Annotated in this window: 18 protein-coding genes and 1 CRISPR repeat array; of the genes, 2 read left to right on the top strand and 16 right to left on the bottom strand. The window is 43.0% G+C overall.

Translation table 11 applies throughout. The annotated features are described in order from the left end of the window. The first annotated feature begins 80 nt into the window (after positions 1 to 80). The gene (locus tag ACYQ0Y_RS09450; protein WP_407884157.1) at positions 81 to 2,183 is read left to right on the top strand and encodes a hypothetical protein; all 2,103 of its coding nucleotides are present in this window, start codon (positions 81 to 83) and stop codon (positions 2,181 to 2,183) included. Positions 2,184 to 2,326: 143 nt separating this feature from the next. Here ACYQ0Y_RS09450 and ACYQ0Y_RS09445 read toward each other — a convergent pair whose 3' ends face one another. From ACYQ0Y_RS09445 to ACYQ0Y_RS09415, 7 genes are all read right to left on the bottom strand, one after another. Continuing rightward, on the bottom strand, positions 2,327 to 2,623 hold the full coding sequence (locus ACYQ0Y_RS09445) for a hypothetical protein (protein WP_407884159.1): 297 nt from the start codon (positions 2,621 to 2,623) through the stop codon (positions 2,327 to 2,329). Further along, entirely contained in the window at positions 2,620 to 3,984 is a 1,365-nt protein-coding gene (locus ACYQ0Y_RS09440; protein WP_407884161.1) for a vWA domain-containing protein, read from the bottom strand. The genes ACYQ0Y_RS09445 and ACYQ0Y_RS09440 overlap by 4 nt, the downstream gene beginning before the upstream one ends. Before the next feature lie 9 nt (positions 3,985 to 3,993). Beyond that, on the bottom strand, positions 3,994 to 5,151 hold the full coding sequence (locus ACYQ0Y_RS09435) for an AAA family ATPase (protein ID WP_407884163.1): 1,158 nt from the start codon (positions 5,149 to 5,151) through the stop codon (positions 3,994 to 3,996). 167 nt (positions 5,152 to 5,318) lie between these two features. Further along, positions 5,319 to 7,067, bottom strand: coding sequence for a thiol reductant ABC exporter subunit CydC (cydC, locus tag ACYQ0Y_RS09430; protein WP_407884165.1), 1,749 nt, complete (start codon positions 7,065 to 7,067; stop codon positions 5,319 to 5,321). Next, positions 7,064 to 8,809 (bottom strand): thiol reductant ABC exporter subunit CydD, encoded by a 1,746-nt coding sequence (gene cydD / locus ACYQ0Y_RS09425; RefSeq protein ID WP_407884167.1) that lies wholly within the window; start codon positions 8,807 to 8,809, stop codon positions 7,064 to 7,066. The genes cydC and cydD overlap by 4 nt, the downstream gene beginning before the upstream one ends. A 48-nt stretch (positions 8,810 to 8,857) precedes the next feature. Then, a complete protein-coding gene (cydB, locus tag ACYQ0Y_RS09420; protein ID WP_407884169.1) occupies positions 8,858 to 9,856 on the bottom strand; it encodes a cytochrome d ubiquinol oxidase subunit II in 999 nt (332 codons plus the stop codon). Next, positions 9,849 to 11,324 carry a cytochrome ubiquinol oxidase subunit I gene (locus ACYQ0Y_RS09415; RefSeq protein WP_407884171.1) on the bottom strand — a complete coding sequence of 492 codons (1,476 nt, stop codon included), beginning with the start codon at positions 11,322 to 11,324 and terminating at the stop codon, positions 9,849 to 9,851. The genes cydB and ACYQ0Y_RS09415 overlap by 8 nt, the downstream gene beginning before the upstream one ends. Before the next feature lie 388 nt (positions 11,325 to 11,712). On the opposite strand from ACYQ0Y_RS09415, the gene ACYQ0Y_RS09410 reads away from it, so the two are divergent. Beyond that, a complete protein-coding gene (locus ACYQ0Y_RS09410; RefSeq protein ID WP_407884172.1) occupies positions 11,713 to 12,666 on the top strand; it encodes an NAD(P)-dependent oxidoreductase in 954 nt (317 codons plus the stop codon). Positions 12,667 to 12,745: 79 nt separating this feature from the next. On the opposite strand, the gene ACYQ0Y_RS09405 is transcribed toward ACYQ0Y_RS09410, so the two are convergent. The 9 genes from ACYQ0Y_RS09405 to rpsI all read right to left on the bottom strand — a co-directional run bounded on the left by ACYQ0Y_RS09405 (position 12,746) and on the right by rpsI (position 25,890). Then, a complete protein-coding gene (locus ACYQ0Y_RS09405; protein WP_407884174.1) occupies positions 12,746 to 13,510 on the bottom strand; it encodes a hypothetical protein in 765 nt (254 codons plus the stop codon). A 129-nt stretch (positions 13,511 to 13,639) separates the two neighbouring features. Next, positions 13,640 to 14,665: a YncE family protein gene (locus tag ACYQ0Y_RS09400; RefSeq protein ID WP_407884176.1), complete on the bottom strand. Its 1,026-nt coding sequence runs from the start codon at positions 14,663 to 14,665 to the stop codon at positions 13,640 to 13,642. Positions 14,666 to 15,179: 514 nt separating this feature from the next. Then, on the bottom strand, positions 15,180 to 16,100 hold the full coding sequence (locus ACYQ0Y_RS09395) for a restriction endonuclease (RefSeq protein ID WP_407884178.1): 921 nt from the start codon (positions 16,098 to 16,100) through the stop codon (positions 15,180 to 15,182). Positions 16,101 to 16,374: 274 nt separating this feature from the next. Beyond that, complete coding sequence (locus ACYQ0Y_RS09390; RefSeq protein ID WP_407884180.1) at positions 16,375 to 17,058, bottom strand: Fic family protein; 684 nt, start codon at positions 17,056 to 17,058, stop codon at positions 16,375 to 16,377. Between the two features lie 239 nt (positions 17,059 to 17,297). Next, positions 17,298 to 19,049: a CRISPR direct-repeat array (repeat unit 36 nt; unit sequence GTTCTTCATCCCATTAATCTGACATACATCTGAAGC). 36 nt (positions 19,050 to 19,085) lie between these two features. Then, on the bottom strand, positions 19,086 to 19,745 hold the full coding sequence (csn2, locus tag ACYQ0Y_RS09385; protein ID WP_407884182.1) for a type II-A CRISPR-associated protein Csn2: 660 nt from the start codon (positions 19,743 to 19,745) through the stop codon (positions 19,086 to 19,088). Further along, positions 19,745 to 20,053 (bottom strand): CRISPR-associated endonuclease Cas2, encoded by a 309-nt coding sequence (gene cas2, locus ACYQ0Y_RS09380; protein WP_407884184.1) that lies wholly within the window; start codon positions 20,051 to 20,053, stop codon positions 19,745 to 19,747. Before cas2 ends, csn2 begins: the two co-directional genes overlap by 1 nt. After that, positions 20,050 to 20,919 (bottom strand): type II CRISPR-associated endonuclease Cas1, encoded by an 870-nt coding sequence (cas1, locus tag ACYQ0Y_RS09375; RefSeq protein ID WP_407884186.1) that lies wholly within the window; start codon positions 20,917 to 20,919, stop codon positions 20,050 to 20,052. The genes cas2 and cas1 overlap by 4 nt, the downstream gene beginning before the upstream one ends. A 192-nt stretch (positions 20,920 to 21,111) precedes the next feature. Then, positions 21,112 to 25,335 (bottom strand): type II CRISPR RNA-guided endonuclease Cas9, encoded by a 4,224-nt coding sequence (cas9, locus tag ACYQ0Y_RS09370; RefSeq protein WP_407884188.1) that lies wholly within the window; start codon positions 25,333 to 25,335, stop codon positions 21,112 to 21,114. A gap of 162 nt (positions 25,336 to 25,497) precedes the next feature. Continuing rightward, complete coding sequence (gene rpsI, locus ACYQ0Y_RS09365) at positions 25,498 to 25,890, bottom strand: 30S ribosomal protein S9 (RefSeq protein ID WP_407884190.1); 393 nt, start codon at positions 25,888 to 25,890, stop codon at positions 25,498 to 25,500. Between the last annotated feature and the right edge of the window lie 8 nt (positions 25,891 to 25,898).

Genomic DNA, 25,898 nt, shown 5'->3' with positions numbered 1-25,898 from the left:
TTAATACCGACAACAAAACGAGTTTAACGAAAACAGTTTAAACTCACTTTTTAAAGGAGGGGCTTGTCATTCAACTTGCATTGCGTCGAGCGGTAGCTGCCATCACCGCAATTGTTTTTGGCATTATTTTTTTCACCGCGCTTGCTCGCCAAACTGGTGATGTTAGTGGTGCATTATGGCTACTACCCTCCAGTTTATTTTTCATGTCCTTAACGGTCGGTGTCTTCATGGTCGTGATTAACTTGTGGCTTGGACGGCTATCCAATCGTTGGTCGAATTGGATCAGTCTCGTCATTTTAGTCGTTGCAATTGTCATTCAAGGATATATGGCGTTTAGCTTTGTCGGAATTGGTTCTAACGACCCCGCCTTAATTCGTCTGCAAGCCATGAACTTGGCTAATGGCTCTCGCCACTGGTTTAATTATTTCACTTGGTATCCACATAATGTCAACCTGACCATTGTTTTAGCTTGGTTAATTCAACTATTTCATGTCAAATCAACGCTAGCGGTCGGTTATCTGCTCAACATCGTAAACTTTATCCTCATTGATTTCACCTTGATCATGAGCTGGCGTCTGATCAAACGTTACGTAGCCACCAGTTCGGCGGCTATGTTTGCCTTACTTGCTGCTAGCTTTGCACCATTTTATTGGTTTGCGCTAACCTTTTATGTCGATAGCATCGCTGTCGTGATCCCGCTGATGATGATTATCTTACTCAACCGTTATTTTGCCCGTCACGATCCCATCGGCAAGATGACCTATGCTGGATGGATGGCACTAACCTTTACTTTAGGCTATCTAGTCAAACCAAATCTGTTAATTGTTCCAATTGCCATCTTTCTATATTGGTGCCTAGCTGCTAGGATTAATCGCACCTCTGTGATCCGCGGACTGGCTGGACTTGCCGTCTTCTTAGTGATCTGGTTTGCTGGTGTTGGCGTCAGTCACGTCGTGCAAACTGACTATGGTTATCGCCTCAATCAAAGTAAAAAACTCCCGACCGCGAGTTGGGCAGTCATGGGGTTAAATGCAGATAGTGGTGGACAGTTCACTGAAACTGACGCTAAACAAATGAGTGGAAATTCACCCAAAGCCAACCAACGGGCAACCCAAAGATTAGCTCACCAACGCCTGACAGAATTAGGTGTTTGGGGCGTGGTTAAGCAAGGATATCAGAAGACAATGAATATGTGGTCAACTGGAAATTTAACCATGTTCCAATCACCAGATCAATTTTTCAAACAACCAACATTCTATCAGGTACACAAAAACAAGCTCCAATTTTTGGCAATTAACCTCACCCAGATCATTTATATTACGGTGCTTGGTGCCCTTTTGATTGGCTCGCTATTTGAAATGCTCTCTCCAAGACGCAATCAAGTCTTGTTTTACGAATTAATTGTGCTTGGCATTTACACTATGCATACGATCTTCTGGACAGTTGATCCGCACTTTGCGTACATGACATTACCACTACTCTTCATGATGGCGGCAACCGGCTTACATGATATCAGTGATCTATTGCGACAGTTCTTTGCTCATCCAGCTTATGGCGAGCGTGGTCGTACATGGACCGGCATTGTCGTCTTGCTCATCTTTGCAATTGGTTTAGGCTATGCAGATCATCATAATCGTCAACCGCTCGTTGAAACCGCTGTGACGCAAACACAAGTGGTTAGTTCGCAACTTGTTTCTAACTACGCCCAACGAGATTTGTTAACCATCAAACCACATCACTCGATCGTTCAACCAGTTGTCGCCAATCGACCATTCAGTCAGTTAACGCTACCAGAGGTCACAAATCAGTCCGATAAACTGTCCGTCGGACTGCAATTGAATGGTCACACGCTCTATCAATGGTCGGCCGATGATATCGATGCAGGGTTGGCAAACACACTGCAAGATCCTGGGCATTATACGTTAAAAATTACCAACTATACGGATCATTCCTTCAGCCTGCCGACGACAGCTAGTCCCTATCTGCCACTAACTGAGCGTTCGATCAATGGACATCCAGCCCATTACTTGCGTTATCGTGTTCTAAATGTGTTCAGTACACCCATTATTACAAACAAACAATATCAATTATTGTTCATTAGTTTCGCTATCCTAGCAATCATTAGCGCGTTAGGATTGGAATATTGGCCAGATCCAAACTGGCAAGAGCCAAGCCTTGATTAATTAAGCTATCGCGCCGAAAAGTTCAAGACAAAAGTAAACTACTATCAATACACAAGAACGGGACGTCAGTCAATTCGACTGACGTCCCGTTCTTGCGTAAATGTGCACATTTCCATCCATGATAGCTCCCACCCGCTCTTTGACTAACCATCTTCTCGATTAAGCCAGGTCTTTGCCTCTGATGATAGAAATGGCGCCAATCGACGCCGAACTACTTGTCGCTGCGCAAAACTCACCAATTGATTAGTCGGTTGTTCCACGACTTTCGCTGCGGCTAATTGACTAGCAAACTGTAAATCCGCTACCGTGATGTAACTGACAAATAACGGATTATCCAAAACAATGGCTTGCCAATCATTATTCAGTATTGATCGCGCACGAAGATAACTAGGTTCAAGATTAACAACAGCCGCCCACTGTTTTTCAGAAAGCTGAATCACTTAATTTCACCCCCATCACGCGTTAATGGAAAAACCCAACCGGGTGGTGATTGAACACTCAGCTCATGCCCAGCCGTGACTAACCACAAAACTCGTGTAAAGCCTTCCGCTGTGATCACTGATTCTCCCTGTCCATCCGTTAACACTAATACGATTGGTGGCTGCTCCCACTTAACCTGACTGGCTAAATAATCAAATATCGCTTGAAAACGCGTACCACCACCTACCTGACGTCGAAAAAAATCTGTCGGTAATTTAATCTGACCGGCTGCTAATGTCACTGACCGTTGCACGTCAGCGTCAAAAAATAGAACCGTGATGGATGCTGGTGTCGCTCGCATAATCGCCTGCACCGTCGTTAAAAATGTTGTCAATGTGTCCAAGTCAATGGACGCTGACTCATCAACTGCAATGACCAGCTCAGCCACTCGTCGTTGTAATTGTCCTGGTAATTCCATTCGGTAAGGTTGCCGTCGATTAAAGCGCGCGTAACTGGTTTGTTGCCCCAAAGGCATAGAACCAGTAAGTCTAGCCAGCCACGCCTGCCACGGCTGGTTTTGCCATCGGTGCCTTAACCGGGAAATTTGCGCGGTGACGGTACTTGGCAGTCGACCTCGCTGCACGGACGTTGTTTGTGCAAGGGCCTGCCGTAATAAGCAGTAAATTTGCTCATTTGCCTGTTGATTATTATGGTGCGATAACGTCTGCCAAGTGCTTGGATCATCGACGAGTTGACTAGTTATCGACTTAATTTGGTCTAAGCGATGGCGACCATTCCTACGCTGTGAAACGGCGGTTGGCTGACGGCTGAGTGAATCATTGAACTTTGCTTGCTTGGCATCAGCTGAACTATCAGGATCAGCCGATTGAGAAGAACTTTCCCGTAAAGCCTTTAGATAAAGTTGTGAATCTGCATTAGCTGGTAAATGACGACCAAGCTGCTGATTCAACGCGGCTAACGTCCACGTTTGCGGTAAAGGATGATTCATCATTTGATTGACGGCAACATCGGTGGCGATTGCCACTGTAGCGACATCAGCTTCAAAGGCGTAACGCAGTGGATGTTCCCATAAGAGATGCAGACTGAGGTGTATCAACATCGCCTGGATTTCATCAACATTAACAACCGTCGACCAGCATCGATCGTTAATCAATAAGCCTAGTTGCGGTCCTTGCCATCCTAGAGCAAACAACGTACTGGCCGTACTTTCATAACGTCGTGGCAATTGAACGAGTAAATGACCATAAAATGGCTGTTCCCGCATGAAGGTCGCTAACAAATCGCTGACGAATGGTTCACTATCACCGGTTCTAACAGAATTCTGTTGTAAATGATGCAATTGCTGATCTAAATTTGCCATTGGGCGCTTTCAATCTCCCACATTTATACGTCGTAACACTAATTGTAATAATTGCCGGCTGGCCGCTTGATCGGCCGCCTGTAGCGCCGCCAACCATTTTGGCTGCTGACTTAGGGTAGTCGACACAGCAACTTGACCATCAATTGGCAACAATTGAATCAACGCTTGCAATCGCGCCGCATTCACAGACTGGCTTAGTGGAAAGTCTTCAGTCATCCCTGCCGTAACTAACAAAGCTTGTTGTTGAGCAACTGATAATTGGGTAAATCGGGTTTGCAAGGAGGCTGGTAAGGGGGAGTCCAGTTCTTCATAAAGTTCGGGAACTGTCAATGTTTGATTCAACCAGGCGTGGAAACGTGATCCGACCGTCTCGCCAAGATCACCTAAAATGACTTCAAATTGCACAGCTTGTTGGACAGGTTTAGATAATCCGTCTAATGCTCGTAAATTGTTAGCAACCCGCGTCCAAGCCCGAGGCGTCGGATACAAATCTGCGTCAGGATGTAACGGACGTAAATCATCAGGATATTCACGTAAATAATTTTGCACACGCCGATCAATGTTAGCTTGCCCCTGATCATTTATTTGCTTTGCCCACTGCAACCAATCGTCGAGATTTACTTGCATGACCAACCGCGTCGTCCGATCTTTAATTGCATCATCGCCGGCAGTCACTCCGTAGAAATGATCGTCAAACCCGTTCATCGTCGCATCCGGATTGGCTGCTAAAATCAATTTCACCTGTTGCGGCAAGGTAAGTGTATTGATTTGGCGTTGCAATACCAGATTCATCAGCTCACTTTGAACCGCTTGCGAACCACGATTGAATTCATCAAGAAACCAAATGATCGGTTGTTGCGGATGAGTTTGCGCATACTGAATCAATTCAATAAGCGTATGCGCATAACCATACTGCACATCCGCAAGTCGCCCATATGATGTGGTTTGAACAAAACTAGCTTCGGTTAACGGCGGCACTGGAATCGCGAGATCCCCCTTTTCAGACAGACTAACCACCGTCGTAAATAATTTAGCACCCATTGAGGCTGCCACATCAGCGACTAACGCTGATTTACCGATACCGGCTTCTCCCACAATGTTAGGAACATTGCCGGCTTCAATAATCGCAGGAATGACCGTTTTTAATGCTTGATAAGATAACGCCAACACTAAATCCTCCTCGTCTATTTCAGTCGTGTCCTCATTATAGTCGTTTCCAGCTTAAAGCACCTAAACAAACGACACAGGTCAACGGCCGCTTACAACAAAAAGCCACTAGAATTAGCAAAAGCACTAATTATAGCGGCTTAATAACCATTAACTGGCAGAATTTTTCAATCAGTCCGACCCTTATCTAAATTATAAAGGCGCCGGAATCGTGCACTCGTTTGATATAGCTCATGCGGCTCACCAGCCAGTTCAAACTGACCATCCTCCATAAAACGAACGGATTTAACGTGCGTAATCCCCTCTAAATGGTGGGTCACCCAGATAATTGTTTTATCGGCCAATAAATCAAAGACCGTATTCAACAACTCGTGTTCAGTAATTGGATCCAGGCTAACAGTCGGTTCATCTAAAATGATGATTGGTGCGTCCTGCAACAGAATTCGGGCCAATGCAAAGCGCTGTCGTTCACCACCCGAAAAACGCGCCCCAGCTTCATCTACGACGGTATTTTCACCATCAGGCAGACTGGCGACTAAACCATCTAATTCAACCGCCTTCAAGGCCGCACGCACTTGTTCATCCGTTGCGTTTAGATTTCCTAGGCGCACATTATTGAGAATCGTTGTATTAAACAAGTATGGTTGTTGATCTAGCACACCAAATAATTGACCACGTTGCTCCTGTAGCGCAGCAATCGGAATTCCATTGACGGTAACGGTTCCGTTAGTGGGGGTCTCATCGCCTAAAACCAATTTAAGTAACGTGGACTTGCCCGTCCCAGAAGGGCCAAGTAACGCAACTTTATCGCCGCGATCGATGGTCCAATTGAGATGGTCTAACACCGGTCGGCTAGCTGATTCATATTGAAATGAGGTCTCCTTTAGTTCGAGCGTTTCAAAATCTGCCACAGCTAACTGTTGTTGTGGAATCGTCTCAGGTACTGTTTGATCCAATTGATTGACACGTTTAATCGAATCTTGGTAGACCGGCCATTCTGAAACTCCTTGTGGCAATGAGGCGAAAGCATCAGTGGCCGGAAAAATGGCTAAGACAAAAGCTGCAATCCAATTGATGGCAAGATGCGTTGTATTAAAATAATTTCCCGCCCAGTAAATCATACAAATTGCAATGACACCGATAACGAGTTGTACAACTAAATCACGCCACCACTGAAATTTATCATCTGTATCTTGCAACTTTCCCATCGCTTTAATGGGCGTTAGCTGACGCTCCATAAAATCGGTCTGCCGCCCAGAGATCATCCAATCGCCGACGCCTAAGACAGCATCCGTCATTGCAGTATACAACTGTTGCTGGGTTTGCTTTTGCTTGAACTCGCGAGCACCATTCAATGCAACCGAAGCTAAGGGCATAATGATGACAATCACACCGAGCAATAGAAACATTAACCCAGCAAACGCCCAGCTAAAGGTACCTAATGCGATAATGACAAAAAGATATAACCCCCAGCCCACGATCAGTGGAAATACGGTGCGCAAATACAGATTTTCAATATGGTTAATATCTTCAGCTAGTAGCCCGAGAATGTCTCCTGTTTGATGACGCTGACGAATCGCGACAGCATCCCGTTCTACAGATTGATAAAGTTTCTTACGAAAATCCGAGACAATTCGCAACACCCAGTTATGACTGGTTAAGCGCTCTGCATATTTAAAAGATGGTCGTGCAATCCCGAAAGCCCGTACCAACACCGTCGTCGCATAAATCAGCATAATATTAAAAGGATGCTGTGCGGCCCGGCTAATTAAATAACCAGAGGTGAACATTAAGGCTGATCCGGTAATCGTCGTCAAAATTCCCAGTAGCAATACAGTCACTAACAAGGCACGATACTTACGTAGGTATGGCATGACCCATGAGTCATGACGAAATGTGTCAAAAAAACCCTTCATAATTCGTCACCTCCCATTTCTCGCCGTAATGCTGTAAAGGCCCCGTCTTTGGCTGCTAACTGAGCCGGCGTTCCCTGCTCAACGATCTGACCATGTTCAATAACCAAGAGATAATCCATCTCATTTAACCAGTGTAAACGGTGTGTCGCAAAGAACACTAAATGATTTTTAAAAACCGGCTTAATAGCTTCTTTCAGTTCAACCTCTGTTTCAATATCTAAATGAGCGGTTGGCTCATCGAAGAGTAAGATTCGTCGATCCTGATCTAGGAAGGCCCGTGCTAACGCGATTCGCTGAGCTTGACCTCCTGAAACACCCCGCGCACCTTCACCAATAGGTGTTTTCAAACCTTCCGGTAACGTTGCCACCCAATTCGTTAGTCCGGCCTGAGCGACAGCTCGTTCTACATCAGCCACACTCGCCGATGGTGTATAAAATTTAATATTGTCGACTAAACTAGCATGAAACAGATAGGGGGCTTGCGGGATATAAAGAAAACGTGACTGCCAGTTCGTTTGACTTAAATGTGGCACCGTGGTCCCATTAACTGAGATCTTTTGGTCATCGGACTGATCTGGTAATAAGAAACCACCCAATAGGTTAATTAATGTTGATTTTCCCGATCCGGAAGGGCCAATAATGCCAATTTTTTCAAACCCTTTGGCAGTTAACGAGACATCTTTTAGTGAATCCAACGTTTGACCAGCATCGTAACTAAAGTTGACATGTGATAACGTCAGCAAGCTATCTTCACTCCAACTGGGTTGTTGAGCAGGAAGCACGCCTCGATCGGTTGGCTCCGGTTGCGCTAAAATCTCTAAAACTGCCGTTAACGCATTTTTACCATTAAGAGTGGCATGATAATCATTAGCAAAATTACGGATTGGCAAAAAATATTCTGGTGCCAAAATTAATAAGGTTAACGCGGGAAATAATGCAATCCGTCCTGCGACCAGACTTAAGCCAAGAAAGACTGCCACCACGGCAATCGATAAAGTCGTAAAAAAGTCCAATGCAAATGTCGATAGGATCGCGATGGTCAAGGTACCCATCGTTTTCTTGCGATGATCTTCGGAAACCGCATAAATATTGTTGGCATACTTTTGGCTTAAGCCCAGTTGTTTGAGCGTTGGTAGCCCTCGTAAAGCATCAACAAAGTTATTTGATAATTGCGTATAGCTAGCGTATTCGCGATTCGCTTTATCACGTGCCGCATAGCCTAAAATGATCATAAATAAAATAATCACAGGGAAAATAAAAAGGAGAAATAATGCCTCAGGCCAACGTAAAAAGAACATATAAATTATCAAAATTGTGGGGATAATCATCATATCGAATATCTTGATGACGACTAACATTAAGTATGTCGTCACTTGATTCATTCCTTCTAACGCCATCGTGACAACATTCCCCGTTCCCTGCTTGGCAACAATGGCTGGTCCAATATTCACAAGTTTTTGCAACAATTGTTGACGTAGATTAAACACGGTTCGGTCAACCCATGGCTGCATAACTCGGTTTTTGAGCATTACCAATACTTGACGTAATGCAAACGCGCTGGCAAACAATAGAACAGGCATCAGAATGGTCGATTCTGGCTGCCGATTCCATAAATCAGTTAACGTTCGCGACAGAAATCGCCCTTGAAATAAAATACTAAATGCTTGCAGGACCACCAGCCCTGCAAGCATTAGTAAAATCTTGGTAATGCCAGGTAAACGAAACACACGTCGATCAATCATTAATTCTCGATCTCCTTAATTTCCTGGCAGTGACATTGCAATGAATGACTAGCTTGCTTTAATTCGTTTGTAAAAAACCCAATAACTCCAAATTTGGTAAGCCAAGACAAACGGCAAAATCCCAAATGCAACCCAAGTCATTAAGTTCAACGTATAAGCAGAGCTAGAAGCATTTTTGATCAGAATACTATTAACACCGTTATTGGCCACCATTACGCGTGGGAAGATCCCGACAAATAATAATGTCACGACAGCCGGCAACGTCAGTCCACCAGCGATAAAGGACGTTACTTCCCAATCACGCAAAGTCCCGATATAAGCAATCAAGCTTAATAGCACAATGATCGCTAAAATCGTCGTCGTTAAGACCGGTTTCTTTGTAAAGAAGTCTGTATAGACGTAAACCAAAATCGCGAAAACGACTTCACCAGCAAAAAGCACCGGATAGAGGACTTTACCATAAGATCGTGCCCGGTCACGCAATGATCCCGCGACTTTTAACCGCACAAAGTTTAGCCCATGCAAGTAACTCAATAGCGCGACCGCGACACCACCGACGATAGAGAACCAGTTCACGTAGTCGGTAAAGTGTCCAATAATATCGCCTTGAGCGTCGATTGGCATCCCTTTGACCATGTCCGTGAAGATCATGCCCAATAAGAATGGGACCGCTAACGAAGAAATCATCAACGACCATTCCCAGAAGCGTCTCCAAAAATCAGTGCGCATATCCTTACGAAATTCAAAAGAAACTCCGCGCATAATTAAACCAACTAAGACGAGTAAGAACATGACATAAAAGCCTGAGAATAAGGAAGCATACCATGCACCGAATGAGGCAAACATGGCACCACCTGCCGTTATCAGATAAACCTCGTTACCATCCCAGTGAGGACCAATTGAGGCCACTAAATTATTTCGTTCTCGATCGGTCTGCGCTAACGTGTGCATTGACATACCCACGCCAAAATCAAATCCTTCAAGGAAGAAAAAGATGGCAAATAGCAACCCAATCAGAATGAACCATAATAGTTGTAAGTTACTCATGGTTGAAGGCCCCCTTTGCATAAGGATCGACAGTTGTTTGACTGTCATCATCATCGTCCTCAACGTAGCTTGGATCCAAATCGTCAGCATCAGGGCCGCTGACCAGCACTCGATGGCTTAAAACAATCATCACAGCGCCCATTCCAGCAAAGAGTAAGAAGTAAATAATGTTGCTAAAGAGTAACGAAGCAGCTGTAACGTGTGGCGACACTGCATCAGCAATCGTTAACAGGCCATAAACGACCCATGGATAACGACCCAACTCAGTAATAAACCAACCTGCCGTATTTGCGATAAATGGAAGCCAAAGGCATAGTCCCAAAATGTATAGGAACCAACGATATCGCACAATTTGGTCGGATTTTTTGCGGTTGAAGTACAGTCCTAAAATGGCGACTAATGCAAAGACACCTGCCGAAACCGCCATCACACGGAAGCTGTAGAACAAAGTTCTCATTGGCACGAAGTAGTTCATATCCTTGCCAAATTTTTTGTCATACTTCTGATGTAATTCTTTGTTAATTGGGTTTGCCCCTTGTACGGCCCCACTAGTCTTATGGTAAGACAAAATACTTAAGACATAAGGAATTTCGATACTCCATTTAACCTGATGACCCTTCGTATCCATACCTTCCACAACTGACCAAGAGGCATGAGTCGCCGTTGTTTTGTAAATCCCTTCTGTGGCCGCGAACTTCATTGGCTGGTTTTTGATGATGTATTGCGTCTGTTGATCCCCTGCCGCAGTGACACCAACGGCAGCAACTAGTCCAACAATCAAACTAATCTTGATGCTCTTGCGCCAAAATTCAACATCTTTGCCTTTCAGTAACCGCCAAGCTGAAGAACCAGCGATAACAAATGCCGCTGTGATGAATGCCCCGAATAACACGTGCGGTAGTTCATACCACAATTGCGGGTTCTTAACGACATCGGCAAAACTAACCATCACTGCCTTAGTATTACCGTTGGCGGTCTTTAATGCGTAGCCAACTGGATCCTGCATGAAAGAGTTAGCAGCTAAAATCCAGACAGCCGATAATGCTGATCCCAACGCTGTTAGCCAAATGAACAAGCAGTGCCACACTGGCTTAAACCGATCCCAAGTAAACATCCACAGTCCAATGAATGTTGACTCCAAGAAGAAGGCCGCCAATGCTTCGATGGCCAATGGTGCACCAAAGATATCCCCCATAAAACGTGAATATTGTGACCAGTTCATCCCAAATTGGAATTCTTGGATAATCCCAGTCACAACTCCGACAGCAAAGGATAGAAGAAAGATTTTGCCCCAGAATTGAGTCATCTTTTTATAGATTTCCTTTTTCTGGATGACATAGTTGGTTTCCATGATAGCAACGACCACCGCCATTCCGATTGAAAACGGAACAAAGAAGAAGTGGAACACCGTAGTCATTGCAAATTGGAAACGCGCTAACGAAAGAATGCTCAAGCCAAATATTGTCATCGTACAGCGCTCCTTTAGAATAATTGCGAGTAAGTTCGCGACTTTGCTAGCTGGTGGAGCAATCTTGGACTAGAGCTTGCGCCACCAGCTGGCAAGTTATGTAGTGGTCAATTTGATTGTAGGCAAGTTAGCCGACAAATTTTCTCAAATGTAACCGCTCTCTGCTTTGATTATATCGAGTGATAAATGAGTTTTCAAACGATATTCGATATTTGTTCAATTTTTTTCAAATTCGTTAGCAAATTGTTGTTAACCAAATGAAATGCCCGGTTAATTTCTAGGCTGCTTGACGACGATTAGCAGGCCTTTTTAACGTCATTTTCTTTGCGTCTGGCCGATAAAACGACCATAATGATCCTGTATTCTAACTCAAAGGAAGTGCTTAACTATGGAACAACTATTAGCTCTATTTCCGCTCACCGATGCGCAAGTGACCTCAGTAAACGGTCTCGGCATCAAAGTCGTCACCCCCGCTGAGATTACTGAAGGCAGCGTTGATCCAGCAGGCATTACCATTATTTACGGCTGGGATCAAAAGCTAGGTCTACAGGTCGCTAATGCCGTGCACAGTCAATTAAAGTGGGTGCAAACTTTTTCGGCAGGTGTCGATTACTTACCACTTGATCAATTTGCCAAACAACATGTGCTCGTCACTAACGCCAGTGGCATTCATGCTGCCGCCATTGCCCAGTCAATTTTAGGTTATATTTTTTACTTTACTCGCGGTCTATGGACGGCCGAGCAGCGACGATCACAACGATTATGGCAACAATCTGCTGATCATCAACTTGTCGCCGATGAATTCAGCGTGCTCATTTTTGGAACCGGTCATATTGCTGTCGAGACAGCTCGCCTACTAAAAGACATGGACGTGCATGTTGAAGGTGTCAATACAACCGGGCATGCTGCTAATCACTTCGATCAAACATATGCCTTCAATGATCCTTCTGAAGGGATTGCCAAGGCTGACATTATCATCAACATCATGCCTGGAACTAAAGAAACGGACAGCTACTTCAACCAACAATTCTTTGATCAGTTAGAAAATAAGTTACTATTTATTAACGTTGGCCGCGGTAGTGCGGTGATCGAAGCTGACTTAGAAGCTGCTTTGGCAAGTGGTCGATTAAACTATGCAGCTCTTGATGTGACCGCCCAAGAACCATTGCCTAAGGACTCGCCATTATGGACCAATGACCATATTTTACTCACGCCCCATATTTCTGGCATTATGGATCATCTGGACCAACGTCTGTTCCCAATTCTACAAGAGAATTTGCAGACATTTGTCAAGGATGGGTCGCTCGTTCGTAACCAAGTCGACTTAACCGCTGGCTATTGATCTTTTAAAGCCATATAAAAAATCCCACCAAGCTTCCGGCGTCTTCCGGCAAGCTTGATGGGATTTTTTCCATTTTAATCTATACGAGCAACGGCAGCATTGTCATTACCGAAATCAACACGGTAAGTCCCACGCCAATCAGTAAAAGCAGCCAAAAATTACGGTACTTTTGAAAATGAAACAGGCTAGTAATAATCGGAATCAATTGAAGAATCTGGGTGGGTATGAAATACAATGTTATTGCAACTAAAATCGTCACGACCACTAAAGTTGTCACGATTCGTTGAACAAAGGGATGTCCTACGATGAGGCGCTGAACACCTTGATTAATTGCTAACCAAAAGATGCTTGCAAAGCTGAGTAACACCGCCATGTCCGCCACATCAAGGAGAATTGAAATAATGAGTGCCTGCCACAGTTTGTCTGGGTAAATTAAGCCCGCTAGATCTTCGGCTAAAGCATCCCGCAAAAAGGTGTATGTCAATAAATATAGCGGTAGCCACAAAAGTCCGCCTACGACTAAATCGCCTATCGCGCTTAAGCTAGCCCGCCACTGTGGCCGCTGGGTCACGCTTCGCCATTTAAATGGGCGCAGAATCAAACGATCCATCAACCATAAAAGCCCGATTGATAAGCTAATTCTGATGAGGGTCAACAACCAACCAACCCACATGCTAATCGAGCTTAGATGCACCAAAGATGGGCTCATCAGCCGAGCAAAGCTATTATTCGTATTGAATAAGGTTAAGTAGGTAATGACGATCGTGAGGCCCCACAGCAAAGCGAGCATGACCGATCTGATTGGCAATTCAATTAGATTGCCTTGATTCATCTTCACTTTCATTAATGATCAGCCCCTTTCGTTGTATAAGGCGGCAATTTTCGCACGTCAAAGGAGACAACACGTCCAATACGAGTGCTTTCATGCAACGAATAGGCTCGGGCACCAGATTCAAAAATCGCATACATGCGGTCACCTTGAATGGTAATCTGCTCTAAATGGGCAGGTAATCTGCTCTAAATGGGCAGGCATTCTGACTCTAGCAACCGCTTGAGCAGGTGTGAACCGCTGGCGATGTAAATTTTTATGGTAAATATACAACCAAGAATCCTCTGGGCCAAAAGACTGGGATAAGTACACGTTGTCTTTATAGAAACTCAATCCTTGAATTTTTCCGATTGTTTCTTGCGATGTTAAGCGTTGGAAAACACCATCGAATAGCCCCTGAGCTTTAAATCGGCTCTTTAGAGTATGAGAATTAGTTTCTACATCATGGACGTTGAAACGTTGTACGGTACTATTACCAAACGGGCTGAAGAAGCCAACCCATAAATACCCATTTTGATAGGCTACCAATGAAGCACGCTGGATCGTCGGCAATAGGGCCGAATGCTGATAAGCAATTGGGCGATTGGTCCTAGCCTTATACCGATCGATGCTGGTTAGTTTAATTGAAAATAACTGAGCGCGTCCGTCTTTTGCCCCGCAAACCCACAGCACCTTGGCATCTGGTTGATAGGTAATGCCGCCAACGTGCGGGCGCCCTTGCAGAATTACTCGTTTAATGAAACTACCAGTCTGACGATCTAAGATGTTTAATACCGAATTCCCCCGATTTGAGTGATCATAGGCAGTCGTGATCACATACTTGGGCGTGACTGTCACCCCTTGAGGCGTCATAAATTGACTCCGTATCGGCACAAACTGATGCCCTACCGGTTTCAAGGTTTCCTGTTCGGTTAACCCAGGGACTAAGTATGTTCCCTCAGCATTTTGGCCTGGATAAGCATCCAAAGAGGCGCGAATCAGACCAGGATACCTTTCTAAATCTTGCCGCAAGTTTGCCAAACTAAAACGACTGCGCATCTGAGCGTTAGCTGCCTTTGTTACAGCCTTCGGTGGTCGCAATGGTCCCAAAATGGTCCATGTCGCGATACTGAGTAGTAATAAACTGGCAATCGCGACCAACTGTCCTTTCATATGATGACTGTTGCTCATCCAATTCCCCCTCGATCGTGTCATGAAAATAGAATACCGATCTTTTTAGGTAGGGGCGATTAATGGTGCTTGCAAAAAAAAGCAAAGTTGCTAGATACTTGCTTAATGAAATCAGCTATCGGAAAATCAGGCAATCTCGATTGCATCTTTTTTTCTCATGTCTATCATAATTAAATTCACCATAATTTCGTTAACTAAGGCTACATTTAGTCTTTTATAAATCCGCTTTAACGAACTGCCGCGCTTAAAATCAACTATTATAAATCTGCAAAAAGTAATCCCCAAAAAATATGTATAGAACCAATTAAGGACTGAAGCTCACAATATTGGCAAATTAACGGGAATAGATGTACTCAAATATTTTCATGTAATGCATTGAAAATAAAATCCAAAGCAAACATTTTTCCTCTGATATTTTGATGTTCGCCTATTTTTGATTTCGGAAAAGCACTCCTTATCAAGCCAACTTAATGGATTACGCATTTATCCACGACCAAAACAGAACACACTTATCTTATTCAAAATAATAATCTTTCAGTTTATACGTATGAACTTCCGTTATAAACAAGTGATATTTTTCCACCAAATCTGCAATCCGATCACCATCTATTAAAGTCACTGGGTGACTACCGATAATTGCTTTTTTTCGAGCGGGAATAGTGAAGGACGATGTTGTGATCAAAATGCCATACTCAGCATTTTCTGCATCCATTGCACCTTTAAACGCATCAATAGTTTGCTCTGTAACCTTATTCTCATTGGCATAACGTTTGGCTTGAATGGCTACACGTGTCGTTCGGAACTCGTCAGACTCAAAATAGCCGAACCCATCTAATCCATGATCCCCGCTCACCACTACCCCCTTAACTGGGTCTAAACGAACACCCATTTGATTAACTAATGCTCGAGAAAAGTTCTCAAATTTTTTTGGACTAAATTTTTGAAGTTGATTGATCAATTCCTGCTTCCATTCAATATTTGCGAGGTCTCCATCATCATCAATACTTTCAGTTAGCTCAGGGGCGCCACCAGAAAGCTCCTCAGATGCTTGCTTCTCAGCTATCATTTTTTCTTGGCGAACCCTATGTTTCTCCTGCCAGTACTCCGTTATTGTGTCAAAATCAGCTTTTGTCGGTACCCGACAGGATGTAATGATCTCACCTTTCTTCGTTAAAGTAATGTCTCGATTACGCTCAATCGGTTGGACATAACTTAAAACTTCCAATTCTTTTAACCCAAAGTTAAAATCAAAAGCGAAGGGTTTGTACATTCTCCCATTCCGTGACGTAACGGTATAGTTAATATCTTCATAGGTAAAATCTACTTCTTCAATATCTGCCATTACTTCTTTAATCCGGGTCTTAGAAGCGGTCCCCCCTAATTCCTGCAGCGCACTTAATATGCCGGGTTTAGCATCTCTTCGTTCATACTCCATGTTTCTTCCCTCTGAGTTCCCAAAAATAATATAGTTTTATCAAATTTTATTCTGATGTGCTGAATGTCTTCCACAGACTCATCCTTTAAAAAAATTCCTTTTTCTTCATATCACCTAAATTAGAGCCCAGTTGAGTGTACAAGCGACAAATATTCTAACCTTATCAAATTCTAGGCATCTATTAAATTAATTCAACCTAGCATTGGATAAGATTGTGCTCGTAAAGAACCTAAGTAAAGGACAACTTTGACTGTTTCCGCTTGTAGTAATAACCCTATTTACGCCTACTAATGGAGTGAGCAGATGTACCATACACCGCGTTGTCGTATAGCCACTGTTTAATATCAATATCACGCCCACTTCGATAATATTTTTGAAGCAAGGAACCATACCAGTGCATTTTATTTTCAGGAATGGCCAAAATACCAGCCCCAGCATCGATCATTAAAGCGTTGGCCGATACAATTGCCGTCCGCTTATTGCCATTGGCAAACAGTTGCCAGCGAGATAAATAAAGATTTAAATCTATCGCATTTTCCGTTGCTGATTGGCCTTGTTGGCTAATTTTTTCAATGTCATTCAACGCGTCATGCTCATTAGGAATGGGGGGCACCCATAAATCATTGGTGAGTGGCACCTGAACACCCTCAGTACGGATTTGGCCTGCGCCCAGATGACTACTCCGAACCGCATTATTGATAGCCAAAACATCTTTGGCAACAAAGACGCCTTGACGTTTAATCACAAATTCATAAGCACGTTTCAGACTGATTACTGTGTCGATATCTTCAGGTCGCACACCACTAACCTCAAGATTATTCACAATCGATTCGGTTTGAGGCATAGTAATCGGTAAATCTTCAAACTTACCAGTTGTGAAAACCATTTGTACTAAGTTCCGTTCAACTAATTCGATTTCACTTTCACGATCATAAAAGTATTTGTCTGGAAAGACCATATTGTAATTTCCCCTTTCAATTGATCTTTTTAGCACCAGTTTCTAACTATTATAAAAGCCAATAACTCTGCTACGCATCAGTAGTACCATCCTAGGTCATCACTTATGACATACAGCGGACAATCGAAAAATAATTCATGTTTTAGAACTCAATATTCTTTCAGAGTCTGCTAAAACCCGTTATTTATTCAACCGTTAAATTGGCAGTTTAAAAATTGAACCAATCAGTAGGTAAAAAGATTTCTCATCCCATTAATCTGACATACATCTGAAGCGAATCAAGTAAGGACTTAAATTTAACAATTGTTCTTCATCCCATTAATCTGACATACATCTGAAGCCTTTCTTGCTAGAAAAAATCAAGGACAACAGTTCTTCATCCCATTAATCTGACATACATCTGAAGCCACTTGTTTAACTCATGTTTAGCTGCCTCAGTTCTTCATCCCATTAATCTGACATACATCTGAAGCTTATTGAGGTCTTGACCCCAGATGGTTTCGGTTCTTCATCCCATTAATCTGACATACATCTGAAGCGAGCAGCTGACGATGTCATCAGTCAGATCAGTTCTTCATCCCATTAATCTGACATACATCTGAAGCTCATTCTTGTTGGCCCGTAGCATTGCTAGTGTTCTTCATCCCATTAATCTGACATACATCTGAAGCTGACATGCAAGTCTTCGCTTGACGTGCCACGTTCTTCATCCCATTAATCTGACATACATCTGAAGCTTGACATGACCCTACCGCCGGCACCAATAAGTTCTTCATCCCATTAATCTGACATACATCTGAAGCGTTGATTGATCTGCTTGATCTTGCTTAGCGGTTCTTCATCCCATTAATCTGACATACATCTGAAGCGAGACTATCCAGAGACTACAACAGAGACTAGTTCTTCATCCCATTAATCTGACATACATCTGAAGCTCTAACACGCTCTCCGTGTGGTCAACCGACGTTCTTCATCCCATTAATCTGACATACATCTGAAGCAGGCTGATATTACCGAACTCAAGGCTAAGCGTTCTTCATCCCATTAATCTGACATACATCTGAAGCCATCCTCGTTCACATCAACCGCCATCCTTTGTTCTTCATCCCATTAATCTGACATACATCTGAAGCGCAAGATCAAGCTCACGTAAGGACTTTTAAGTTCTTCATCCCATTAATCTGACATACATCTGAAGCTACTTGTAACTACACTTGTTCACTTAGCAAGTTCTTCATCCCATTAATCTGACATACATCTGAAGCTTAGCTAAGCTTGTCCGTTTGGTTGACGGCGTTCTTCATCCCATTAATCTGACATACATCTGAAGCAAGTCAGAGAATATTCAAAAGGTAGCCGATGTTCTTCATCCCATTAATCTGACATACATCTGAAGCGCTCTGTCAAAGAACTAAATACTGTCATGAGTTCTTCATCCCATTAATCTGACATACATCTGAAGCTGGGTTATCAATATGCCACCCTGTGATAGAGTTCTTCATCCCATTAATCTGACATACATCTGAAGCACCGTGATCCACACCATCCACAAATTGACGGTTCTTCATCCCATTAATCTGACATACATCTGAAGCATTAATCGTGCTTTGAAGCGATTTAACAGCGTTCTTCATCCCATTAATCTGACATACATCTGAAGCCCCATGCCCGTTTTATAAGCAACAGCCGCGGTTCTTCATCCCATTAATCTGACATACATCTGAAGCTTTGGGGATGATGATTCATGACTGAAGTGAGTTCTTCACCCCATTAATCTGACATACATCTGAAGCTTTTTCTTTGTATATGTTGCCATTTTAAATGTTCTTCATCCCATTAATCTGACATACATCTGAAGCTCGGGTTCGCCATCTGGGGAGCCTATTTTTGTTCTTCATCCCATTAATCTGACATACATCTGAAGCTATAACAACGCCATTTTTTCGCACGTCGAGGTTCTTCATCCCATTAATCTGACATACATCTGAAGCAGACCACGCGTTCGCATACTCGTCAGGTACACAGCGCTAGAATTGGACGAAATCCTCGTCAATAGTCGTTTTCCAAATGTAATCAGACGTTTCAACATCATTAATTTGCCTCTCAATGAATAAAACTTTAACACCAAGTGAACCTGCATATTCTGCTAGTTCCGTTAATTGATCGGTTGTTAAGAAAAACCAAACGTCAGTTAGCACTAAGAGTCGGTGATCGTTTAATTCATTCATAATTGTTATCACTGCCCCTATTTTATCATACGGTGATAACGTCTGGGGCAGATCAATCATGATTGATTGATCCTTAATCGCCGTTTTTGAATCCCACGTATCCTGGATCTTTAATGGCAGGTTGTTCTCAAAGATAACTTGAGTTAAAAGTGTCTTTTCTTGGCAATCCAATTCGTACAAATTTCGCAATTCTTCCTCGTCTAAGCAATCAATCAGCACCTTAACAGCTTGACGGTTGAAAAAAGCATTTATATCAAATGAACCATTTAGGCTGCCAAAATAAATCAGCGCCTTACTACAAACCAGCTGTTTACCCGCATCACTACAGACGATTTTTTCATCATATTCGCGTAAATGGCTCGTGATTTCCCACAACGTATTCGCATTCGTAATGGTTAAAAAGTTCAATCCCGCTTGTAGCTTAATTGGCTCAAACGGATAATAAGTTAGTTGATCCATTAAATAACCACCACCTTTAAGTCTTGATTGCCAATCTCAGTATTCGGCGTACCTGCCATGAACTTCATCGACGCATATTGACGCTCTGTGACCGTCAATGTTTGGATCAAGCCATCTGCTGGTGCGACTCGTTCTAGCAGCTCAGCGGCCTTTTTATTCACAGTAATACGAACATAAATACTTTCTTGCATCATAATAAATCCTTCAGATAAAAGTGCTTTTCGAAACTGTCGATAATTTTTACGGTCTTGCGCCGTTTCGGTCGGTAAATCAAACATTACCATTAATCGCATAATTCGATACCTCATAGTTCAAACTCCCAATGTGGCAAACTGGTCTCATCGTTAAGATAGCCAACACTATCACGAACCATTTCCGTACAAACACTCGCGACTAACGCCTCATGGCCATTGAAATTGATTGGGTCTGACAGTAAGCTAATCAATTCAACTTTGATATCCAACGACAGCGGTTCCTCTTTATGCCGTTGAACCACTTCATCGACTAAGGGACGCAACGGTTCCATCAAGTCGCTTGCCAGATTATATTGATTTTCTGTGCTATCATGATGAATACCAAAATTGGTCAAATATCCCAAAGCGTTTATTTCTCTGGAAAAGGCAGAAAGTAATATTGAGTAACCATAATTGAGCATTGCATTAACCGGTTGCTCTTCATCCCGCCGTGTAAAACCAGTATCGATTAAGCGTGTGAAATATAATCTTGCCGCCACCGCCTCCCGATTAGTCGTATCGCCTTCGTCAACACCATCTATTAATTCGGTGAACTGTTCGCAATCTTGCTTTAAGTCTTGCAGAAGCTGCTGCTGGTTTTTCATTTTATTTCTGATGACCTGTTGCCATAATTTTTGGCGATGATCTTCTTTCCACACCATTTGCTTCTTTAGTCGTGAATTACGCTGATGATTATTGTAATAACCGTCAATTTCACCAATTGGTGATGACTTGTCATCAGTAAACACAATCTTAACATCATGTCGAAGCAGCATCATCACTGCATAACTGGTGATAACCGCCCGTGTCGTCCCAATAATTAGACACTGTATGTCATCTAAAGGGATTTGATGAACATCTGTTTCAGTTTTAACAACCAGATGATTCATTTTGTAGGATAATTTCGAATGTTGGGTAATTAATACATTTCGCCATGCCATTTTTCATCAACCTTTGCTATAATATATTTGTGGTCAACGTCAGACCACATTTAATGGGTCTCCCGCCTATTAATCTGACATACAGAATTGAAGTAAAGCAAAGCTTCGGCTGAGCTCACCACTTTTTATAAAGGGCCGTATGGCCACTTACATATAAAAACAACCCCCGCTACCTACTAGCGGGGGTTGCTTTTACTTTATGCCAGCTTGTTTTGCTAACTGTTCAATTGTAATTCGTTTTTCAAATAATCCAGTTGGAGATTGGAACACCAACATGTCGGTTGGGTTCAGCTTCCCACTCCATTGTAAACGTCCGTCTGTTTTCAAGGTTGAGATTCCATATTTTTTCCCGTTAAGCTTTCCTCCGATTTGACTCAACTGACTGCTCAGTCTACTACGATCCGCGTGAAGCAACGAAATTAAACTTCTCAACGTTTTTACTCTCACTTCGCGGGGCATGTTAATAAAATCATCTTTATTTTCAACTAAAGCAATAGCTATGACTTGATGCTTAGGCAATAAAAATCTTTTATTCATGGCTCTTGAAATGGAATCAAACAAAGACAATAACTGTTCTTCTGATACCTTATTTTCATTGTCGATTAGTGCAAGTTGATTATTTTCCTTTATGGTTAGGGCCAACTGCTCAGCGTTATGAATCTCAGCGTCCGAGGCGATCCTGATCTTGGCATAACTTGGATATGTCTCATCGTCAGAGACATTTCTCAGCAACAGCTGCTCATAAGGAACATGCTTTTCAAGTAACAAAGCTTCTGGATATTTTTTCTGTAGCCATTGCTTAGCCGCATCATTTTGCACTTCCCAGTCACTCGTGAGAAACATCGGAATTGAAATGACTCTATATGCCTTTTTAAATTTGATGATTGCGGAATAAGCAATATTTATATTGTTATACCCGCCATACAAAGCAACATCACGATTCTTTTTAGTTGGAAATTGTGGTTGCTTTGTGCCACTGCCTCCAGCTTTAATAATCATTTGGTCATAAAAAGCCCCTGAATCGTCTGTTGTCTTCAATGTCACCAGCATCTTTTTATACTTCAGTGGGCCATCGACCAGATACTTGAAATCATCTTCATTCCAAACGATTTCACCAGTTTCAACATTAGTCGAAGCCACCAGCTTGTGTCCACGCGTCGCTGCGGCCATGGATCCTACCACAAAACTAAATGGATTGATGCGTTCTTCTTCACGTTGGGCGGTTGCCTCTTGATCTGTCAGTTCAAATTTAAACTTGCTTTGTTCTTGCACGTGTTCCCGCGCCGCTTTAATTCGTTCTTTCGTGTACTTATTATAATAATTACCCATCTGATCGCTCAGACGTCCTTGATCAAAGAATCCTTTACGATCGATATATTTGCCAACTGTTGCAATCATTAAGGCATCATGGGCATGATGATAATCATTAAGGTCACGATTCTTGCGCAGATCTACGTAACGGCGCATGTCGCCAGTTAGAGAGGCCGGTAGCGCGACAACTTGAGTCTCTTTGAAATGGGTGCCAATTAAAGCGGCGACATTTTTGATAATTTGACGCGTCTCCACTAATGAACGGGCGATGAAACGCTCTCTTTGCATTTCACCAATTTGTGCACGGGTTAAGGCATCAAACTTCTGTTGGCTAATGAATCCTGTAGCCAGTAGTCGACTCCAAAATGGCCGCATCGCCCGGCGAATCTCTGTCGGCACCGTCCCAGCGTCTGACTTCGTTCGGTTGGTCGTTCGATCCACAAGCACCATATTGTCCAATGAATTTCGTTTCGTAAACGCTTGTGGCACAATGTGGTCAATGTCGTAATCTTCTAAATGATCAATATCTAGCACATGATCCGGTCGATACATATCTTTTCCTTGCTGCAGGAAATAAAGGTATAGCCGATTTCTTTGTAAGGCATTATTGTCCTTATACTCGGCACTAATTTCATCAAACCAAGTCTTTAGCACCTTGTCGCCGCTGTACAACTCGCTTAATTGCCGAGCACGGGGGCGCGTTTGTTGGCTGGCCTGGGTCTCACGCGCAAACTCCAAATAAATTTTATCTGGTTGTTGCCCGGTAGCCCGCACAAGGTCATCCAAAATTCGAAATGATTGCGCAATCCCACGTTTGGTCTTCTTATCGCCGGGTAGCTCTTGAATTTCATCGTACACGTTATGGGCCGCTTCCGGTGCTTCATTTTGCGCTTTAATCCAAGCAGCCACACCGAAACGGTCATCCACATTACCAACCACTTCCATGAAGTTTAGGTCAGTTTGATAAAACACATCAAGCAAGGTTTTCGCCCCTTGATCGTCATCAAACGTGCGATTATTAATTCTGTCGACGTGGTTAACAATATGACTGGTCAATAGCTTCTTAGATAAACGACCCCAACCGGTGTAATGCTTTTTAGCTAACGCAGTGACATGTTCAGCTGATAAATAACTCAATAAACTCAATTGTCGTTTTAAGGCAACCTTATCTTCAAAAACGGTCTGTAATTTAATAATTTCGTCTAACTGATCATTACTTAATTCAGTTATTTGATCGCCTAATACCTGCTTTAAGTCTAAATAAGCACTCAAACTATTACTAAATTTGGTCTTTTGACTTAATCCGACAACTTTAACAGATTGACCGGTATTTTCCGTGATAAAGGTTTCTACATTCTTAACAGTCACATTTTTCTGTCGCCTAAATAGTTGGTTGAAGATCGCTTGCTTCAGTTGAACATCCAATCGATGCGAGCGCTGTTCACGATTTTCTTCGGCAACCTCTAGGCGAATATTATTTAATTCTTGCAATACGGTAAATGTCTGATATGTTACGGAATTGGCTGGTAAGGTGGGTTCCCCAATCAAGTAAGTATCCGTACCGATCAATCGATCGATAAACGCATTTTCTGTCGCATCAGTATCTACAACATCTGACAGGTTCCATGGTGTGATCGTGGCATCTTTCTTTTTAATAAGCCAGTGATTCTTTTCTTCACCAGCAAACTGGGTATCACTTTGAAGCTTGCTGACGAGCGGTCCAACATAGTAGGGCACCCTAAAATTGATCAGTCCGGCAATCTTCGTATCCGTTCGATCTGCTTGCGTGTATGTTTCAGCCAAGAATGGATAATACTGCTTTTGATGATCAATAATCTGACGCACTTCGTTCAGATGCAGTTGATGCGGAATTGAGCCATTCTCCTTCGTCCGTTGACGCGGTAAAAATTGTCCGTCTTCAATTTTCTGTAAGTAGTCAGCTTTTTGTGGCAAATCCGAGTCCAAAATTAACTGGGTAAAGAAGGCTTTCGGCGCTTTTAACTTGTCGTCAGAGTCCGCAGCTAGCCATAATCGATAATTCTGATCAAAGGCGTCGCGATCTTGCTTGCGTAACTCCTTTAGTGCTTCACGTTGTTGATGGTGATCATCGTATCGTTGAACCATCGCGGCTGAGATTGTCTTTGCATCACCAAGCAGCATCTTTAAGGTCAAGCCATTAAAGACCTTTTGCAAGGCCAAGACGAATTCATATTGTTCTGGTGCTAACAGACCGTCTACTGTGGCTAATTTATCGTCAATGTCCCCGTCACTAAACTTAAATTTATATGGTTTCTTATCGTCGGCGGTCAAGCCTTGAAGGTTAAAAACCGTCGTCCAATCGATCTGATTACCAACTAAGCCACTAAAAATTGTCTTAAAACAGCGTTTGGCCAGTTTAATGTCACCAGTAACTTCCATGTCAACAAGTGCTTGTTCAACTCGACCTGAATTACCAAGTTTGTCATTCGTCAAAATCGCCGATAATTTAATAGCATCAAAGGTAACTGAAAATTCAGGCATCATTTGTTCAACAAAGGTCGTTAAAAGTTGAACAAGATTCGCGACATCAAACGAGTCCGCCGCCGAAATTTCACCCTCGCGTAAAAAATGGCCGCGATATTTAACCGCGTGATGAATGGCCAAATAGATTTCCCGCAAATCATGTTGCTTGCTATCCTGCATTAACGCCTGACGCAAGTGATAAATCGTGGGGTAATCATGATAAAACGCCGAGTCCGCCGCCGTCGATCCAAACAAGGCTCCGTTCGCAACACCAGCCGCTTCATTCACTTGTGGATTGTGCTCATCAGTAGGATGAACCCAAGAATATTTTGACCGTTCTAAAAAATTCTCGTCAACTTTAGCTAATTCCGGTGCAAACATATCCCGTAGTAACTTTAAGCGCCATCGACGTCGAGATAATCGACGCCGAGTCGAGCGAAATAAACGTCTTTCCTCTGCCGTTTCCGCTGAATCAAACAAACGGACGCCTAACAGATGATTCCCTTTTGCCCGCTTTAATCGATAATCATCATCGATTGCGGCCCACCCCACTGAACCAGTCCCGATGTCTAAACCAACTGAATACCCATTGTGATTACTCATAATTTTAACCCCTCAACTATTGATCTGCTTAAAATTCTACGCAATGTTAACGCTTTCCACAAGTAGCAAATGATTATAGCATGCTCGCTTAACGTAAAATAATCGTAAAAAAAGCACATCCCCAATACGGAGATGTGCTTTCCCAATCCGATAATCCAAAGATTAACGCTTTGAGAATTGTGAAGCCTTACGAGCCTTCTTGAGACCTGGCTTTTTACGTTCTTTCATGCGTGCGTCACGAGTTAATAACCCTGCTGACTTTAATGGCGCACGAAAGTCAGGATCAACCGTCAACAATGCACGGGCGATCCCATGGCGAGTAGCACCGGCTTGACCGGAGAAGCCACCACCATTGACGTTAACTAAAACATCATAGTTACCAGTCGTTTCCGTTGCAGTGAATGGTTGTAACACCACTTCACGCAAGTTAGCGAATGGAATGTATTCAGTAATATCTTTATCGTTCATTGTGATTTTACCAGTGCCGGGTACCAAACGAACCCGCGCAACTGAGTTTTTCCGACGACCAGTGCCGGCGTATTGAACAGTAGCCAATGTGATTT

It is taken from the genome of Furfurilactobacillus curtus, assembly GCF_054657915.1.
The sequence above is the reverse complement of the archived record's forward strand: the minus strand, read 5'-3'. Positions and strand labels throughout refer to the sequence as shown.

Bases quoted from the DNA above. Each gene is read 5' to 3' on its own strand.
- csn2 (WP_407884182.1), bottom strand. From the start codon at position 19,745: ATGGATCAACTAACTTATTATCCGTTTGAGCCAATTAAGCTACAAGCG.
- cas1 (WP_407884186.1), bottom strand. From the start codon at position 20,919: ATGGCATGGCGAAATGTATTAATTACCCAACATTCGAAATTATCCTAC.
- ACYQ0Y_RS09395 (WP_407884178.1), bottom strand. From the start codon at position 16,100: ATGGAGTATGAACGAAGAGATGCTAAACCCGGCATATTAAGTGCGCTG.
- ACYQ0Y_RS09415 (WP_407884171.1), bottom strand. From the start codon at position 11,324: ATGACAATATTTGGCTTGAGCATTCTTTCGTTAGCGCGTTTCCAATTT.
- cydC (WP_407884165.1), bottom strand. From the start codon at position 7,067: ATGAAGGGTTTTTTTGACACATTTCGTCATGACTCATGGGTCATGCCA.
- cas2 (WP_407884184.1), bottom strand. From the start codon at position 20,053: ATGAGGTATCGAATTATGCGATTAATGGTAATGTTTGATTTACCGACC.
- ACYQ0Y_RS09410 (WP_407884172.1), top strand. From the start codon at position 11,713: ATGGAACAACTATTAGCTCTATTTCCGCTCACCGATGCGCAAGTGACC.
- ACYQ0Y_RS09405 (WP_407884174.1), bottom strand. From the start codon at position 13,510: ATGAAAGTGAAGATGAATCAAGGCAATCTAATTGAATTGCCAATCAGA.
- cydD (WP_407884167.1), bottom strand. From the start codon at position 8,809: ATGATTGATCGACGTGTGTTTCGTTTACCTGGCATTACCAAGATTTTA.
- ACYQ0Y_RS09440 (WP_407884161.1), bottom strand. From the start codon at position 3,984: ATGGCAAATTTAGATCAGCAATTGCATCATTTACAACAGAATTCTGTT.
- ACYQ0Y_RS09390 (WP_407884180.1), bottom strand. From the start codon at position 17,058: ATGGTCTTTCCAGACAAATACTTTTATGATCGTGAAAGTGAAATCGAA.
- cas9 (WP_407884188.1), bottom strand. From the start codon at position 25,335: ATGAGTAATCACAATGGGTATTCAGTTGGTTTAGACATCGGGACTGGT.
- cydB (WP_407884169.1), bottom strand. From the start codon at position 9,856: ATGAGTAACTTACAACTATTATGGTTCATTCTGATTGGGTTGCTATTT.
- ACYQ0Y_RS09400 (WP_407884176.1), bottom strand. From the start codon at position 14,665: ATGAGCAACAGTCATCATATGAAAGGACAGTTGGTCGCGATTGCCAGT.